The organism is Gillisia lutea (assembly GCF_021568705.1).
Lineage (GTDB): Bacteria > Bacteroidota > Bacteroidia > Flavobacteriales > Flavobacteriaceae > Gillisia > Gillisia lutea.
This window is the reverse complement of sequence record NZ_JAKGTH010000006.1, coordinates 893143-908866: the sequence shown is the minus strand read 5'-3', so window position 1 is coordinate 908866 and position 15724 is coordinate 893143. Positions and strand designations below refer to the sequence as shown.

Genomic DNA, 15724 nt, shown 5'->3' with positions numbered 1-15724 from the left:
AAATTATAATTATTGAAGTACACCTGTTATGGCATTATTAAAATCCTTGGCCGCAAGGAAAGATGATCTTTCCAGCCCGGCCAATCAACTTGAATTTCTAAGTAATGGTGTCTTTAAAAAAGGAAAACTTCCTCTTTTTAAGGACAAAATTGCCCAAACCAACCACTTCCCCTTAAAGCCTAAAAAATTGGAGATACTCCAACTAAATTTAGGGTATATGTGCAATCAGGTGTGCTCTCACTGCCATGTAGATGCTGGACCAGATAGGAAAGAGATCATGACCAAGGAAACCATGCTGCAATGTTTGGAAGTAATTAGAACTACTGGTGCCCACACCCTGGATCTTACGGGAGGAGCCCCTGAAATGAATCCTAATTTCAGATGGTTCGTTGAAGAGGCCTCTAAAGCAGGAATCAAAGATTTTATTGTTCGCTCTAACCTTACCATCATTTTAGCCAACAAAAAATATCACGACCTGCCAGAATTCTTTAAAAAGCACAAAGTGCATGTAGTTTCTTCCCTTCCTTTCTATAAACGTGATAAAACCGACAAACAACGTGGGGATGGTGTGTTCGACAAATCTATTAAAGCGCTCCAAATGCTAAACGCAGTAGGTTATTCTCAGGAAGGCACAGGTTTAAAATTAGATTTGGTATATAACCCTTCAGGAGCATTTCTTCCAACAGATCAAAATTTATTGGAAAACGATTTTAAAGTTGCTCTAAAAGAAGACTTCAACATAGACTTCAATAACCTTTTCGCTATTACCAATCTTCCGATTAGCAGATTTTTGGAATATTTAATTGCTTCCGAGAATTATGAAGATTATATGTATGCTCTTGTAGATGCCTATAACCCAACTGCGGTGGAGAACGTGATGTGCACCAATACCATTTCTATAAGTTGGGATGGCTGGTTATACGATTGTGACTTTAACCAAATGCTGGAACTGAAGGTTGCCAGTAAAGTTAAACACATCAGCCAGTATAATGAAGACTTATTAAATGACAGAGATATAATTATCTCTCAACATTGCTATGGTTGTACCGCCGGTGCAGGAAGTAGCTGTCAGGGCTCTGTTGCTTAATCCCCTCACCTTTAATTAACGAATGAAGAAATTCTACCTCTGCCTTAGCTTCTGTTTTTTCGCATTCATAAATGTTTTCTCTCAACATATTATTAATGGAAGAGTTACCGATGCCGCGGGAACAGCTATTCCTTTTGTAAGTGTAATTCTGAAAAACACCTCTTTGGGAACTATTTCCAATGAGAATGGAGTTTATGAATTGTCTATTCCCACCTCAACGGGGACTCTAGAATTCTCCTCCTTGGGCTTTGAGACCAAACTCATTGAAATAGACGGACGCTGGACCCTCGATATAACACTTTCTATTTCGGCTACCGGTTTAAATGAAGTGGTAATAACGGCTTTAGGAGTTAAACGGGAGACTAAAGAACTGGGGTATGCTGTACAAAAGATACAGGAGAAAGAAATATCAAGAGTAAAAGCGGTAAATTTCCTGGATAATCTCAGCGGAAAATTAGCAGGAGTCACAATTAGCCAGGGAGCAACAGGTACCGGATCCAGTTCTAAGATCACAATTCGTGGAGAAGCTTCTTTCTCTAACAACAACCCTTTATTCATTGTAGATGGAACTCCCATCAATAATAATTCGGTGCTTAACTTTACAAATGAAGCTGCTGCCGGATTTCAGGAAATAGATTTTGGGAATGGTGCGATGGAAGTGAATCCCGATGACATCGCTTCGGTGTCTGTGTTAAAAGGAGCCAATGCAGCCGCATTATACGGATCCCGAGCTTCGAATGGCGTTATCATAATAAACACCAAAGATGGCACGAAAACAAAAGACCTTGGAATTAGCATTAACACTAGCCTGTTTGTAGATTCTCCCTTTCAATTACCTGAATTTCAAAATAAATACGGACAGGGTAACTCAGGAGAATTCGCTTTTGTGAACGGCTTAGGTGGCGGCGTGAATGATCTTATCACCTATAGCTGGGGCCCGAGATTGGATCAGGAAATTCTTATTCCACAGTTTGACAGCCCAGTAAGCTTGGCCGATGGAACTGTAGTTCGCGGAGGAGATACATCGGTACACGGAGGACTGCCAATTACTCCTACTCCCTTTAATTCCCATCCCGATAATTTGAAAGATTTTTATCAAACCGGAATTACTACCATTAACAATGTGGCTATCTCCTCAGGTTTCAATACAGGGAACTACAGGTTATCTTTCACTGATCTTAGAAGTGAATCCATTATTCCGGGCGTTAACCTGAACAGGCAAACAGTCGCTGCAAAACTCCACTTTCGGCCAATAGACAAACTTAAGGTTAACGCGAGTATTAATTATGTGAATTCCGGAAGCGACAACAGGCCTTCTAACGGCTACGGTTCCGAGAACGTGAATTATTCTCTGGTAGCCTGGGGACCCCGATCATTGAATATCAAAAACCTTAAAGATTACTGGCAACCCGGCTTAGAAGGAGTGCAGCAATATTCCTATAATTATACTTATTTTGATAATCCTTATTTCATATTAAAAGAAAACACCAATTCCTTTAATAGGGACAGGATATTTGGAAATATCGCGGTTACTCAGCAGTTTAATGAACATCTTAGCTTAAGCCTTCGCTCAGGAATGGATTATTCTAATGAAAAAAGGCAGCTGAAAAGAGCTTTCAGTTCCAACCGATTTAAAAATGGAGCCTATGCCGAGCATGATGTTTTCTTTAGAGAGATCAACACCGATTTCCTTTTAAACTACTACAATTCCTTCGGGAATTTTTCAACTGATCTTTCCTTTGGAGGAAGTAGATTGGATCAAAAAGCTTCAACTTCTCAAGCACAAACCACCACTTTGGCACAGCCGGGAATCTTTAAACTTTCTAATGCAGCTTCTCCTATTGAAGTATTTGAATTTGAATCGCGTAAACGTATTAACAGCCTGTATGGAATTGCTAAACTCGGGTACAAAAATTTCCTCTTTCTAGATATTACCGGGAGAAACGATTGGTCCAGTGCGTTGGCCTCCCCTACCTCTGTTGCAAATGTCTCCTTCTTTTATCCGTCGGTTTCGGGAAGTTTTATCCTTTCTAATGTAGTAGCCTTACCAAAAGTGTTCTCATACTTTCAGGCAAGGGCAAGTTGGGCACAGGTAGGTAATGATACCAATCCGTATCAAACTACCGGAGCTTTTGTAGCGCAAACCCCCTATAATTCACAGCCTACTTTTAGCGATGGAAATACTATTTCAAATCCTAATCTAAGGCCGGAGCGGACTACTTCTTACGAAGTGGGTGCCGATATAAGGTTTTTTAAAGACAGGTTAAATTTTGACTTTACCTATTATAATGCCCTTACCGAAGATCAGATTCTATCCTTACCTATTGGCATCTCCTCAGGTTACAGGCAACAGGTGGTAAACGCAGGAAAAGTGAGATCACAGGGAATAGAGATCATCGCTGGAATCACCCCAATAAAAACTATCAATTTCCTATGGAAATCAACTTTCAACTTTAGCAAAAACACATCGAGAGTAACAGAATTACCTCAGGAAGCCGGACGGTTAACTCTGGCATATTCCAGAGTTTACGATAATCCCGATCAAACGGTCTGGCTGCAGGTGGAACAAGGAGGCGAGATTGGTGACCTTTATGGCACCGGATATTTGAAGAATGATAAGGGAGACTTCATACTCACTTCTGAAGGGAGGTATATTGCAGATAACAACCTTGAAAAATTAGGAAATTATAATCCCGATTTCATATTAGGCTTCAATAATCAGTTTCAATATAAAAACTGGGACCTCAGCTTTTTATTCGATTGGCGACAAGGCGGAATTTTGATCTCGCGAACCTTGGCTCTAGCCGCAGTGGGCGGCCAATTAAAAGAAACCGAACTTCGACCTGAAGAAGGGATCGTTCCAAAAGGTGTGGTAAATTCAGGAACTTCAAACAATCCAATTTACATCCCCAACACTACAGCTGTGAGTGCCGAATCTTACTATCGTCAATATTACGATAGGAATCACGAGGCAAATAATACTTATGATGCTTCATATTTAAAATTACGACAACTTGCACTTGGCTATGATTTCAGTTTAAAAGACGGCGCCTTAGGATTGAAAAATGGTGCCTCCATGAATGTGTCTTTAATAGGGCGAAACTTATTCGTATTTAGTAAGATCCCTCATTTCGATCCTGAACAACTGGCAGTTCAGGGGCAGGGATTTGTAAGCGGAGTGGAAGATATGTCTTATGCAACCACCCGAAGCATTGGATTTAAAGCGGGTATAAACTTTTAACTCTAACATATTCTGAAGCAAAACTTTTGAATACTAACAAGATGAGAAAATATACATTTATACTAATATTTGGGCTTACACTCTTCACTTCTTGCTCAAAAAATTTTGAAGAGATCAATACCAACCCTAATACGCCCGTATCAGTTCAGCCAGGCTTATTGCTTAGGCAAGTAATCTACGATTATGGGGAACAAATGTCTTACGAAGGTTTTGTGGCCGGAAATTTATTAGGCCAATATTTAACCGCACTCGATTTTAATCTATTTGACCGGCATGCGCTTAAATCTCCACAATTAGGAGGAAATCCATGGCCTGTTCTATATACCAATCTTCGAGATAACGAGATCATTTTAAATATGACCCGCGAAACCGAAGCTTTTAAAGTGTATGAAGGCCCTGCCTTAATAATGAAAGCATACATAACTGCTTCGCTTACCGATTTATTTGGAGATGTACCATATTCTGAAGCTTTCAAAGGAAAGGAACTTACAACTACTCCAAAATATGATCCTCAGGAAGATATTTATTTAGCCGAAGGAGGAATTTTAGATAATTTGAACAAAGGAATTATCGCATTAGAAAATTATGAGGGTGCTATTAAATTGGAAGGAGACATCCTATTTGATGGCGACCTTCAAGCGTGGATAAAATTTGCAAATTCCTTAAAGATAAAGCACCTAATGCGAATTTCCTCCAAGGTGGATGTTTCAGGTCAATTGCAGGAAATATATAATCAGTCGAATTATATACAATTGAATTCCCAAAATGCCAGTTTTAATTTTACAGCTGGGGAGCCCAATAGCTTCAGGATGGCGCAACTTAGAGTGGGCGACTTCAATAATTTTGTGATGGCTGAAACCATGGAAGAGATTCTAACTGGTCTTGATGATCCACGAATTGGAGTGCTATTCCGTACAACAGATAATAATCCAGAGGTTTTCAATGGATTATTAAATGGAATTGATGCTTCACAAACCTCCATTTCTCCCGCCGATTATTCGAGAGCTGGAACAATTTTCAGAGAAAATACAGCAATGCTGGATGCCAATTTCTTAACCGCTTGGGAAACCAACCTTTTACTGGCGGAAGCTGCAGAAAAGAATTTGATATCTGCTGATGCTAAAAGGCTCTATGAACTTGGGGTAAGCCAAGCCTTCGAGTACTGGCACACACCTCTTCCTGCAAATTACCTCAAGGCAAGTGCTGCCTATGAATTAGGTGCAGAAGATAATCTGGAAAAGATCATTACTCAAAAATGGATAGCCAATATGATAAACGGGTACGAGGGATGGATAGAGTACCGCCGCACAGGTTTTCCAAATTTAAAAGCGATTTCAGCTAGTTTGAATGAGGGGCAATTCCCAATAAGAATACCTTATCCAACAGAGGAAGCAGCTCTTAACTTACAAAACTATGAAGCTGCAGCCGGAAGCACAGATCAAAACAGTATTAATTTCCCCGTTTGGTGGGATAGCGAATAAGTAAATTATGATATTCGAGCCTTATGTGCTTTCATTAAAAAAGTTCAAGAAGTAATGGAGTTACTTTCCTTAGAAACCAGTTTTTGGCAATGGTGGTTAATGCTGTTTTCCAGCATTGCGCTTCTAATTCTTTCTCCTTTAGCAAAAACAGCCCAGCAATTCTTTAAAGCCTCTTATAAAAACAAAGTACCTAATACTGCTATGCTCACCGGGAGCCTTATAATTTCCTGGATCTTTGCAAAAAGCATTACCAATGCCGCGAATTTAGGCTTGGAGTTTGGGATCGTTGGTGGAGTGGCCTATGCAGGGTATTATCTTTCCTTCGCCATAGCAGGAATTTTGATCTACCTTATCAGAACCCGAGGAAGTTTTACAAGTATTCATCAATTTTTGGTATCGAAATTTGGCACGGGGGCGGTAGCACTTTTTTCTATTCTCATAAGTATTCGATTATTCAATGAAGTATGGTCTAACACCATTGTAATTGGCACCTATTTCGGTGATCAGGGGAGTTCTTCATTCTATTGGGCTATAATTGCTTTTACTATACTAACCTTGGCATATGCTTTAAAAGGCGGACTAAGCAGTTCCATTTTTACGGATGTGATACAAATGGGACTTTTCGCTATTTTGTTATGCATTATTCTATGGAATATTTTTAATGTAGGTGAGATTAGCGTGAAAGAAGTGGCAACTTCGGGAAGTTGGACCATGGCAACAGGAATGAATTTACTATTTGCAGCCATTATCCAATCTTTTAGTTATCCGTTTCATGACCCCGTGCTAACCGACAGAGGCTTTATTAGCAGCCCGAAATCAACTTTACGAAGTTTTTTAATGGCCGGCGTTTTTGGGGGAATTTGCATTGTGCTGTTCAGTATTATTGGAGTGTATGCTCAAAGAGAAGGAATGCAGGGGCAGGCTGCGGTAGAAGTTGGAAAAGCTTTTGGAGTCGTGATTCTATTAGTCATCAACTTTATAATGATCACTTCAGCAGCATCCACCTTAGATTCAACATTTTCATCTTCCTCTAAATTACTGGCCGTAGATCTTAAAATAAAACCAACTGTAAAATTCGGAAGGATTGCCATGATCATCGTAGCAGTATTAGGTACGATTCCGGTGTTTCTAAATGCCGAAATATTATCTGCTACTACAATTAGTGGTACCATGGTGATAGGCCTTACCCCGGTTTTCCTGTTCTGGAAAATGAAGGTTCCTAAAATAAGTTTCTATTTGAGTGTATGCTGTGGATTGGTTTTTGGGTTCCTACTGGTTTTCAACCTATTTCCGCAATCACTCATATTCTCCTCCGGGGCATATGCGGAACTATTATGGATCAATGTTTGGGGAATAATTTCATGTATCTTATTATTTTTAATTCCAAAATGGATAAACCTATAGAACATCTTGGCCAACTTAAGGGTAAAGTGCTTTTGTTTGGAGGCGTTTACAGCAACTTACAGGCATTGGAAGCACTAATATCGATTGCTAATAAAGAAGGTGTTGCTCCCTCCAATTGTATTTGTACTGGAGATATTATCGGGTACTGCGGCCAACCTCAGCAGACTATTTCCCTTTTTAAAAAATGGGGAGCAAAAAGTATTGTGGGAAATGTAGAGATTCAGTTAGCCGAAGATAAAGAAGATTGTGGCTGCGACTTTAGGGAAGGTTCTAAATGCGATGACCTCTCGCAACTCTGGTACCCTTTTGCCAAAGCGCATTTGCAAAACGATGCTATTGAATGGATAAAAACTCTTCCCAGAAATATACAATTCGATTATGCTGGAAAAACGATTGGCGTAGTACACGGTGCTTACAGCAATGTATCAGAATTCATATTTAGTTCTACCTCATGGGAGGTCAAAAAAGCTTCTTTTGATGCCTTGAACTGTGATGTAATTGTAGCAGGACACTGCGGATTGCCTTTTACCGATGTAAAAGCTGATAAAATTTGGATAAATCCTGGGGTTATTGGAATGCCTGCCAACGACGGGTTGGCAAAGGTCTGGGCTGTTATTTTAGATGAACGCAAAACACCTATTTATAAGCACTTCAGTTTTAGTTATGATCATGAACTCGCAAGTGAACTAATGTTGAAGAATAATTTACCTAAAGAATATGCTCAAACGTTAAAAACCGGAATCTGGGATAATACGGAGATTCTTCCAATAGCAGAAAGTGAATTACAGGGTAAACCTATCAAGTTTTAAGTATCGTTTACATCCAAGTACTGGTTTTAATCGTAAATATAGCGCACACCTTTAATTTTATGAATTTAAAAAAATTACTATTTCTTATATTTTTCCTGAACTTGACTGTTGGCCAGGCCCAGAGTTCAATTGAAAAAATACTCTCTAAATACAATTCACATTCTACGCCATATATTTCTGTGGAAGAATTAAAAATGCTGCATTCAGATGCTAATGTTGTAGTATTGGATGCCCGTGAAGAGGAAGAATTTGAGGTGAGTCATCTTAAAAAAGCCCTTTTTGTAGGATATTCCACTTTTTCAACAAAGGAAATTTCACATTTAATTACAAATAAATCAGCCTTAATCGTAGTATATTGTTCTTTGGGAATTCGCTCTGAAACCATTTCAGAAAAACTGAAAAACGCCGGTTATACAAATATTAGAAATCTTTATGGTGGTATTTTTGAATGGAAGAACAAGGGATATGCTGTTTTTGATGCTAATGGAAAGGAAACCGAGAAAATTCACGCTTTTTCAAAACACTGGTCTAAATATTTAACCAATGGTGAGAAAGTATACTAATAAAATTTTATTGTTTTGATTACAACTTCTAAAGAATTACTACTCATTTTTACCCGTAACCCCGAGCTGGGAAAAGTAAAATCCAGATTGGCAAAAGATGTGGGAGAACAAACCGCCTTAGACATCTATAAATTTTTACTTGCTCATACCTTGGAAATCACCAAGGATCTTAATGTAGCTAAAGAGGTCCATTATTCTGAAAAGATATTTGAAGACGATATATGGAACTCTAATATTTATTTGAAATGCAAACAAGAAGGAAGAGATCTTGGAGAGCGTATGCAACATGCCTTCGAGGAGGGCTTTAAAAATGGATACGAGAAGATTATCATTATTGGAAGTGACATGTACGACATGGATCAAACCGATATTGAAAATGCCTTTAAAGCTTTAGATGATAAAGATTTCGTGTTAGGTCCTGCAGAAGATGGTGGATACTATCTTCTAGGAATGAAAAAATTAAACACAAAAGTCTTCCAGAGAAAAGAATGGGGAACAGCTACAGTTTTAACCGACACGCTTAAAAATCTTGGTTTGAATAACACAAAATTACTGGAAACACGTAATGATGTAGATTATTACAGCGATATAAAAGAACATGAAGATTTTCAACATTTCTTCCAACACATAACATCATGATAAAAAGAATTCAAGAAACAACAGATTATCTAATTGAAAAAGGATTTGACAGTCCTGAAGTGGGTATCATTTTAGGCACAGGACTGGGACAGCTGGTAGATGAAATAGAAATTCTAGCAGAAGTTAGTTATAACCATATTCCTAGCTTTCCTACCGCAACGGTAGAATTTCATAAAGGCAAGCTTATTTTTGGAAATTTAGCCGGAAAAAAAGTGGTAGTAATGCAAGGCCGTTTTCATCTATATGAAGGCTATACGCTGCAAGATGTGACCTATCCTGTACGTATTATGGAAAAATTGGGTATCAAGAAATTGTTAGTCTCCAATGCGTCAGGATCTATCAATCTCGATTTCAAAAAAGGAGAACTAATGCTTATAGACGACCATATTAACCTGCAGGGAGGATCGCCATTGGCATTTTTAGGAGTAGAACATTTAGGTGAACGTTTTGTTGATATGAGCGCTCCTTACAATACAGAAATGAACCAGAACATAGAAGCTATTGCAAAAAATAATAACATCAAATTACATAAAGGGGTATATGCTTCGGTACTGGGCCCACAACTGGAAACAAGAGCAGAGTATCGTTATCTTAAACTAATTGGTGCAGACGCTGTTGGAATGAGTACTGTGCCCGAAGTTATTGTGGCTAATCATTTAAACCTACCCGTATCAGCAATCTCGGTGATCACCGATGAAGGTGACCCAGACAATTTGAAGCCGGTAGAAATTAGTGAGATCATTGCTATGGCTCACAAAGCAGAACCTCAGCTTATAACGATATTCAAGGAACTGATAGCTCAGTTATAAATTTAAAATAGCCAATCTTTTTAAACCCATTCAATATGAAAAAGGCACTCTTTGGTAGCATGCTATTAGTATTTTCACTTTGCTTTTACACCTTGAATGGTTGCACTCTATTATCGGCTGCTGGACTTAATGACAAAGGCCTTCCCACAGCAAAGGTTGGGGAAGATTTGACCTCCTCTACTGCGAACTCTCAGGTAAATTTAGATCATAGCACGTGGACAGCATTATTAAAAAAGCATGTTTCAAAAGATGGGCTGGTAGATTATAAAGGCTTCAAAAAAGATGAGGTAAAGTTGAAGGAATATCTGGAAATGCTTTCTGAAAATAAACCCTCTAAAACCTGGTCAGTTCAGGAGCAACTTGCCTATTATATAAACATCTACAATGCATATACCGTAAAGCTGATTATTGAAAACTATCCGATTAAGAGTATTAAAGACATAAACGGCGCATGGACAAAAGATATTGTAGATATTGGCGATGTAAAAATGTCTTTAGGAGGGATTGAGAATAGTATACTTAGAAAAATGAACGATCCTAGAATACACTTTGCAATTAACTGTGCATCCTATTCTTGTCCGAAGCTATTAAATGAGGCTTATACTGCAGCCAAGATCAATGAGCAATTAGAAACTGCCACTAAAGAATTCATCAATTCTGATAAAAATATAATTTTAGAGAATTCGGTTAAACTGAGTTCTATTTTCGACTGGTATAAAAAAGATTTCAAAGAAGGTGGTAGTGTAATAGATTATATCAACCATTATTCAAACGTGAAGATAAAAGCCTCAGCAAAAATAACTTATAAGGAATACGACTGGTCTTTAAACGAGCCTAAGTAAGATGATAAGTATTATAATTCCTGTATATAATGAAGAAGCTCAACTCCCGAGACTACTTCAGCATATACAGGAATTTTCATCTAATAACATAACTGAAATTATTGTGGTAGATGGGGGAAGTACCGATGCCACCAAGGAAATTGTGAGAAAGACCCCGGCGGTACGCTTTATCTATTCTGAAAAAGGACGAGCAAAACAGATGAATGCCGGTGCTGCTGCTGCCACTTCTAAAATTCTTTACTTTTTACATGCCGACAGCTTTCCTCCTCTTCATTTTGATTCAGCTATCGTAAATCAGGTAGGTACAGGTAATAAAGCTGGCTGCTTTCGAATGAAATTTGATAAGAACCATTGGTGGCTCAATTTAATGGGATGGTTTACTACTATTAATCATAAAGCTTGCCGAGGTGGAGATCAGTCTTTATTTATCACTAAAGAACTGTTTAATGAAATTGGCGGTTTTGATGAAATTTATATAGTCTTTGAAGACAATGATCTTATTGGCAAATTATATAAGAGAAAATCATTTACAATTATTCCAAAATGGCTAACTACTTCAGCTCGTAGATATGAAAAAGTAGGGATCTGGAAATTACAGTACTTTTTTGCACTCCTTTATCTTAAAAAGATGAAAGGGGCTACACCCGAAGAGTTATATCAATATTATAAGAAGAAACTTAGTTAATAAGAGTGTTCCCGTAATACTTTTTCACCACTTCCTGAGCCGGTTTATTTTGCGGTGTGAACTGGTTATTCCCCAATCCGCCCGCATTTTCATGGTCTTGATGCCATTTCCAAAGAAAGCCGCCTGCAAACCAGTTTTCTTTCCAAAACTCTTCGTAAAGTGCCGTAAGTGCATTAGCCTGTAAATCATCATTAAAGCTATTAGTTTCCCGGGATGATTCCCAGGGATACTCGGTTGCGTAATCGGTATTTCTATACCCATACTCCGTAAACAGGATGGGTTGTTCCACTTCATGCGAGAGATCTTCCAGCTTAACTTTATAACTTTGCCAAGCACTTCTTAGCTTTTCTACTTCGGGAGATCTTTCACTATTCAAAGGAAAATAAGCATCAACTCCCACATAATCCAACTCCCTCCAAAACGTCACTTTCTCCACCTTATCCCAATTTTCGGCATAAGTGAGTTGTCCTTTGTAAATTCTCCTAACATCAGCTATTAGAACACTCCAGAAATTCTGTCTTTCATGCACAAATCCGTAGAGCTCGGTGCCTAAGGTAAAAATATCCACTTTTTCTTCTGCAGCTACTTGCGCATATAAAAGAATGAAATTTCTATAGTTCTTCTCAAATTCCTTCCAATCGGCTTCAGAATTCATTTTAATATCTCCGGTAAATTCTCCCCGCCATATCCAAATTTGGGGTTTCAGCATTACTTTCATTTTATTAGTACGTAGCATCCTTATACTTTTTCTAACTCCCTCCTCGCGCTCTCCAAACCATTGTCTTTCCATATTAAATTTTAAATGAGGGCTATCCAACTTCTCCAAAAAACCAAAAGGCATTAAAGCTACTGCATTGGCATGAATTTCCTTTATTGGCAATACTTGTCCCGGCAGTATCGAGTCTCTTGACGCCACAAGACTTATCCCGTTAATCTTTTCTTCCAGCTGTTGTGGTGACTGACAGGAATGTATAACTGCCAATAATAGTATACAAAAGACAGGTATCTCTAAACTTCTTAAAACCTTAAAATTCATTAACTTTCCTTTATTATAGGTTCTGGATGAATACATTAATTGCTTTTAAAGTTAAGAGATAATTTCATCTTTTTAATTGCAAAGTGTAATCCCCAGCAGTTTTAACAAAAAGCAGATTTTATATGCATATTATTGTATAAGTTAATATAGTTAGCTTCGACCAATCGACATGTTTTTTTCATCTCAATTACTCTTTAAACATCCACATGGAACATATTGTTATTATTGGAAACGGAATCTCGGGTATTACCGCAGCACGCCACATTAGAAAGAATTCAGATAAACGAATTACAGTTATCTCTGCGGAAAGTGAGCATTTCTTTTCTCGTACCGCTCTTATGTATGTATATATGGGACACATGAAATGGGAACATTTAAAACCTTATGAAGATTGGTTTTGGGAAAAAAACAGGATCGAATTAAAGAAGGAGTGGGTAGAAAGCGTAGATTTTGATAATAAGACACTGCATTTTTCCTCCAAACAAAGTATGAACTACGACAAACTGATACTAGCAACGGGTTCTATTCATAATAAATTTGGCTGGGAAGGTCAGGAGCTTAAAGGAGTACAGGGTTTGGTTACCAAACAAGACCTAGAATTGCTGGAGGAAAACACAAAGAATTGTAAAAAGGCAGTGATAATTGGAGGTGGCTTGATTGGTGTAGAATTGGCAGAGATGCTATTAACAAGAAATATTCAGGTTACTTTTTTAATTAGAGAAGAAGGCTTTTGGTCGGGTATCCTTCCACAAAAAAATGCCGACCTTATCTCGAAACATATTACTTCGCATGGCGTGGAGATAAAACATAGAACTGAGCTTGATAAAATAGTTGGAGATAAAGAGGGTAATGTAAGATCGATCGTAACCAAGACCGGAGAAGAAATAGAATGCGAGCTTGTAGGGCTTTGTGCCGGTGTACACCCAAATGTAGATTTTTTAAGGAATACAGCTTTAGAGATTGATAAAGGGATTCTAGTGAATAGCTTTTTGCAAACCAATATCAAAGATGTATATGCCATTGGAGATTGCGTACAGCAACGACAACCTATTGGGCAAAGAAAGTCTATTGAGGCTGTGTGGTATACCGGGAGAATGATGGGAGAAACTGTAGCACAAACTCTTACTGGAAATAAGAGAGAATATAACCCCGGACATTGGTTTAATTCGGCTAAATTCTTTGATATCGAATATCAAACGTATGGTTGGGTATTTAATAAGCCTAAAGAGAGTGAGACGCATTTTCACTGGGTTCATCAGGATAATAAAAAGTTTCTCACCATTTCATATGATACAATTTCAAATAAGTTTTTAGGAATTAACACCTTTGGAATTAGAATGCGTCATGAAAAATTTGACACATGGCTGAGTGATGAACGCTCTGTAGGGTATGTGATCTCACATTTAAAAGAAGCTAATTTTGATCCCGAATTCTATAAACGCTATGAAGCTTCAATTTTTGATAAATTTCAAAAAGAATATCAAGTTAGCGTTTAAACCAATTTAATAAAGCACCGCATAAATACTCCCCATGGAAAATAATATGTCTATTACCGGTGATGTTCCCGCATCATTATCCATACCCCAGAAAGCTGCCACCTTTGTAGGAATTGCAGGATTGTTCATTCTTGTTCTAGCCGGTTTAAACACAAATTTTCCCAATAAAACAGTTTGGTTAAGTATTTCCCTTTCTGCAATTACCGTAGGAATTATTTGGTTTTCCAAAGCCACCTACGCCAACAAACATGAGGGGATCAAGAATGATGGAGTTTGGTTCAAAGCCATTTCCAATAGGGGCTATCTTGCCTGGATCTCCGGAATACTACTCACAGGCTTTTATATAGTGCTTTATTTTTACCCTGAATATCTTGGTTTGGTTGAGAAGGGTGATAATACCGGACTTATAGTCTTTTTCGATCCACTTAGCAAGCTTTTGAGTGGCGGCCCTGCCAGTCAGTGGTTTGTTTATGGAACCCTTTACACCATCGCTATTTTAGCATTCGGTATAAAATTCATTTGGAAATATCGGCATAACCGCTATGAACGCTTGCGAACAATTTCGGTGATGTTCTTTCAAACGGCCTTTGCCTTCTTGATTCCAGAATTCATGGCCCGCTTAAATAGCGATAGTTTCTCACTGCCCTATTCAGATCTTAAAAGCATCTGGCCTCTAAATTATTATAACTTCGATCAATATAGAGTAGATGAATACATTTCTGCAGGCAATATAGGGATCGCTTTATTGTTATTTGGAATAGCTTCCATCTTTATAATCACTCCCATACTTACTTATAAATACGGGAAACGCTGGTACTGCTCCTGGGTATGTGGCTGTGGTGGGTTAGCCGAAACTGCCGGAGATCCATTTCGTCATTTAAGCGATAAGAGACAATCGGCCTGGAAAATAGAACGCTGGGTAGTACATAGCGTAGTGGTATTTGTGGTTTTAATGACCACTGCAGTTGTTTATTCCTATTTAGGAGATTCATCTAAAGGATATTGGCTTACCAGAGATGTGTTTTTAATTGGGGTGGCGCTATTACTTACCGCTATTTTCACGCTGGTCATGGTTTTTAAACGAAATGAGTTCAAAAAAGATGCTCGCTATGGCGCTATTGGTTATATGGCCATTATTCTGGCACTAATTGCTTTTCATTATTTAAGCGGAAAGAATCTTTTTCTTTTTGATGCCTATCAGTTGCGATCTTTCTACGGATTTTTAATAGGAAGTATCTTCTCTGGAGTTATTGGTACCGGCTTCTATCCTATTTTCGGGAATAGAGTATGGTGCAGATTTGGTTGTCCTATGGCTGCAATTTTGGGTTTTCAACAACGCTTATTTTCTAAATTTAGAATTACAACCAACGGCGGACAATGCATTTCCTGCGGAAATTGTTCAACCTACTGTGAAATGGGAATCGATGTAAGAGCCTATGCTCAAAAAGGTGAAAATATTGTACGTTCGAGCTGTGTAGGCTGCGGAATTTGTGCTGCGGTTTGCCCAAGAGGAGTGTTAAAACTTGAGAACGATTCTATGAAAGGTAGAATCAATTCAAAAGAAGTCCTGCTGGGAAATGATGTAGATCTATTGGATTTACTAAATCAGAAACAATAATTGTAATTAAATTC

13 protein-coding genes are annotated in these 15724 nt (G+C 38.2%); 12 read left to right on the top strand and 1 reads right to left on the bottom strand.

Annotated elements, in window-relative coordinates; all coding sequences use genetic code 11:
* Window positions 1-28: 28 nt before the first annotated feature.
* Genes arsS through L1I30_RS04075 form a run of 10 tightly spaced genes read left to right on the top strand, consistent with a single transcriptional unit; the run spans window position 29 to window position 11560 of the window.
* Window positions 29-1087 carry an arsenosugar biosynthesis radical SAM (seleno)protein ArsS gene (gene arsS, locus L1I30_RS04120; RefSeq protein ID WP_236132980.1) on the top strand — a complete coding sequence of 353 codons (1059 nt, stop codon included), beginning with the start codon at window positions 29-31 and terminating at the stop codon, window positions 1085-1087.
* A gap of 22 nt (window positions 1088-1109) precedes the next feature.
* Complete coding sequence (locus L1I30_RS04115; protein ID WP_236132979.1) at window positions 1110-4328, top strand: SusC/RagA family TonB-linked outer membrane protein; 3219 nt, start codon at window positions 1110-1112, stop codon at window positions 4326-4328.
* A 41-nt stretch (window positions 4329-4369) separates the two neighbouring features.
* Window positions 4370-5809 (top strand): SusD/RagB family nutrient-binding outer membrane lipoprotein, encoded by a 1440-nt coding sequence (locus tag L1I30_RS04110; protein ID WP_236132978.1) that lies wholly within the window; start codon window positions 4370-4372, stop codon window positions 5807-5809.
* Window positions 5810-5863: 54 nt separating this feature from the next.
* The gene (locus tag L1I30_RS04105) at window positions 5864-7213 is read left to right on the top strand and encodes an SLC5/6 family protein (protein WP_236132977.1); all 1350 of its coding nucleotides are present in this window, start codon (window positions 5864-5866) and stop codon (window positions 7211-7213) included.
* On the top strand, window positions 7198-8022 hold the full coding sequence (locus tag L1I30_RS04100; RefSeq protein ID WP_236132976.1) for a metallophosphoesterase family protein: 825 nt from the start codon (window positions 7198-7200) through the stop codon (window positions 8020-8022). Before L1I30_RS04105 ends, L1I30_RS04100 begins: the two co-directional genes overlap by 16 nt.
* 59 nt (window positions 8023-8081) lie before the next feature.
* Window positions 8082-8585, top strand: coding sequence for a rhodanese-like domain-containing protein (locus L1I30_RS04095; protein WP_236132975.1), 504 nt, complete (start codon window positions 8082-8084; stop codon window positions 8583-8585).
* A 15-nt stretch (window positions 8586-8600) separates the two neighbouring features.
* Entirely contained in the window at window positions 8601-9224 is a 624-nt protein-coding gene (locus L1I30_RS04090) for a TIGR04282 family arsenosugar biosynthesis glycosyltransferase (RefSeq protein WP_236132974.1), read from the top strand.
* Complete coding sequence (locus L1I30_RS04085; protein WP_236132973.1) at window positions 9221-10033, top strand: purine-nucleoside phosphorylase; 813 nt, start codon at window positions 9221-9223, stop codon at window positions 10031-10033. The genes L1I30_RS04090 and L1I30_RS04085 overlap by 4 nt, the downstream gene beginning before the upstream one ends.
* Window positions 10034-10068: 35 nt before the next feature.
* The gene (locus tag L1I30_RS04080; RefSeq protein ID WP_236132972.1) at window positions 10069-10875 is read left to right on the top strand and encodes a DUF547 domain-containing protein; all 807 of its coding nucleotides are present in this window, start codon (window positions 10069-10071) and stop codon (window positions 10873-10875) included.
* Window position 10876: 1 nt separating this feature from the next.
* Complete coding sequence (locus tag L1I30_RS04075; RefSeq protein ID WP_236132971.1) at window positions 10877-11560, top strand: TIGR04283 family arsenosugar biosynthesis glycosyltransferase; 684 nt, start codon at window positions 10877-10879, stop codon at window positions 11558-11560.
* Here the strand turns inward: L1I30_RS04075 and L1I30_RS04070 are convergent.
* The gene (locus L1I30_RS04070; protein WP_236132970.1) at window positions 11553-12632 is read right to left on the bottom strand and encodes a glycoside hydrolase family 113; all 1080 of its coding nucleotides are present in this window, start codon (window positions 12630-12632) and stop codon (window positions 11553-11555) included. The two genes, L1I30_RS04075 and L1I30_RS04070, sit on opposite strands and share 8 nt — an antisense overlap.
* 170 nt (window positions 12633-12802) lie before the next feature.
* Here L1I30_RS04070 and L1I30_RS04065 point away from each other — a divergent pair, with 170 nt between their 5' ends.
* Both L1I30_RS04065 and L1I30_RS04060 read left to right on the top strand, forming a co-directional pair.
* Window positions 12803-14092 carry an NAD(P)/FAD-dependent oxidoreductase gene (locus tag L1I30_RS04065; RefSeq protein ID WP_236132969.1) on the top strand — a complete coding sequence of 430 codons (1290 nt, stop codon included), beginning with the start codon at window positions 12803-12805 and terminating at the stop codon, window positions 14090-14092.
* Window positions 14093-14126: 34 nt separating this feature from the next.
* Window positions 14127-15710, top strand: coding sequence for a 4Fe-4S binding protein (locus L1I30_RS04060; RefSeq protein ID WP_236132968.1), 1584 nt, complete (start codon window positions 14127-14129; stop codon window positions 15708-15710).
* Window positions 15711-15724: the final 14 nt, after the last annotated feature.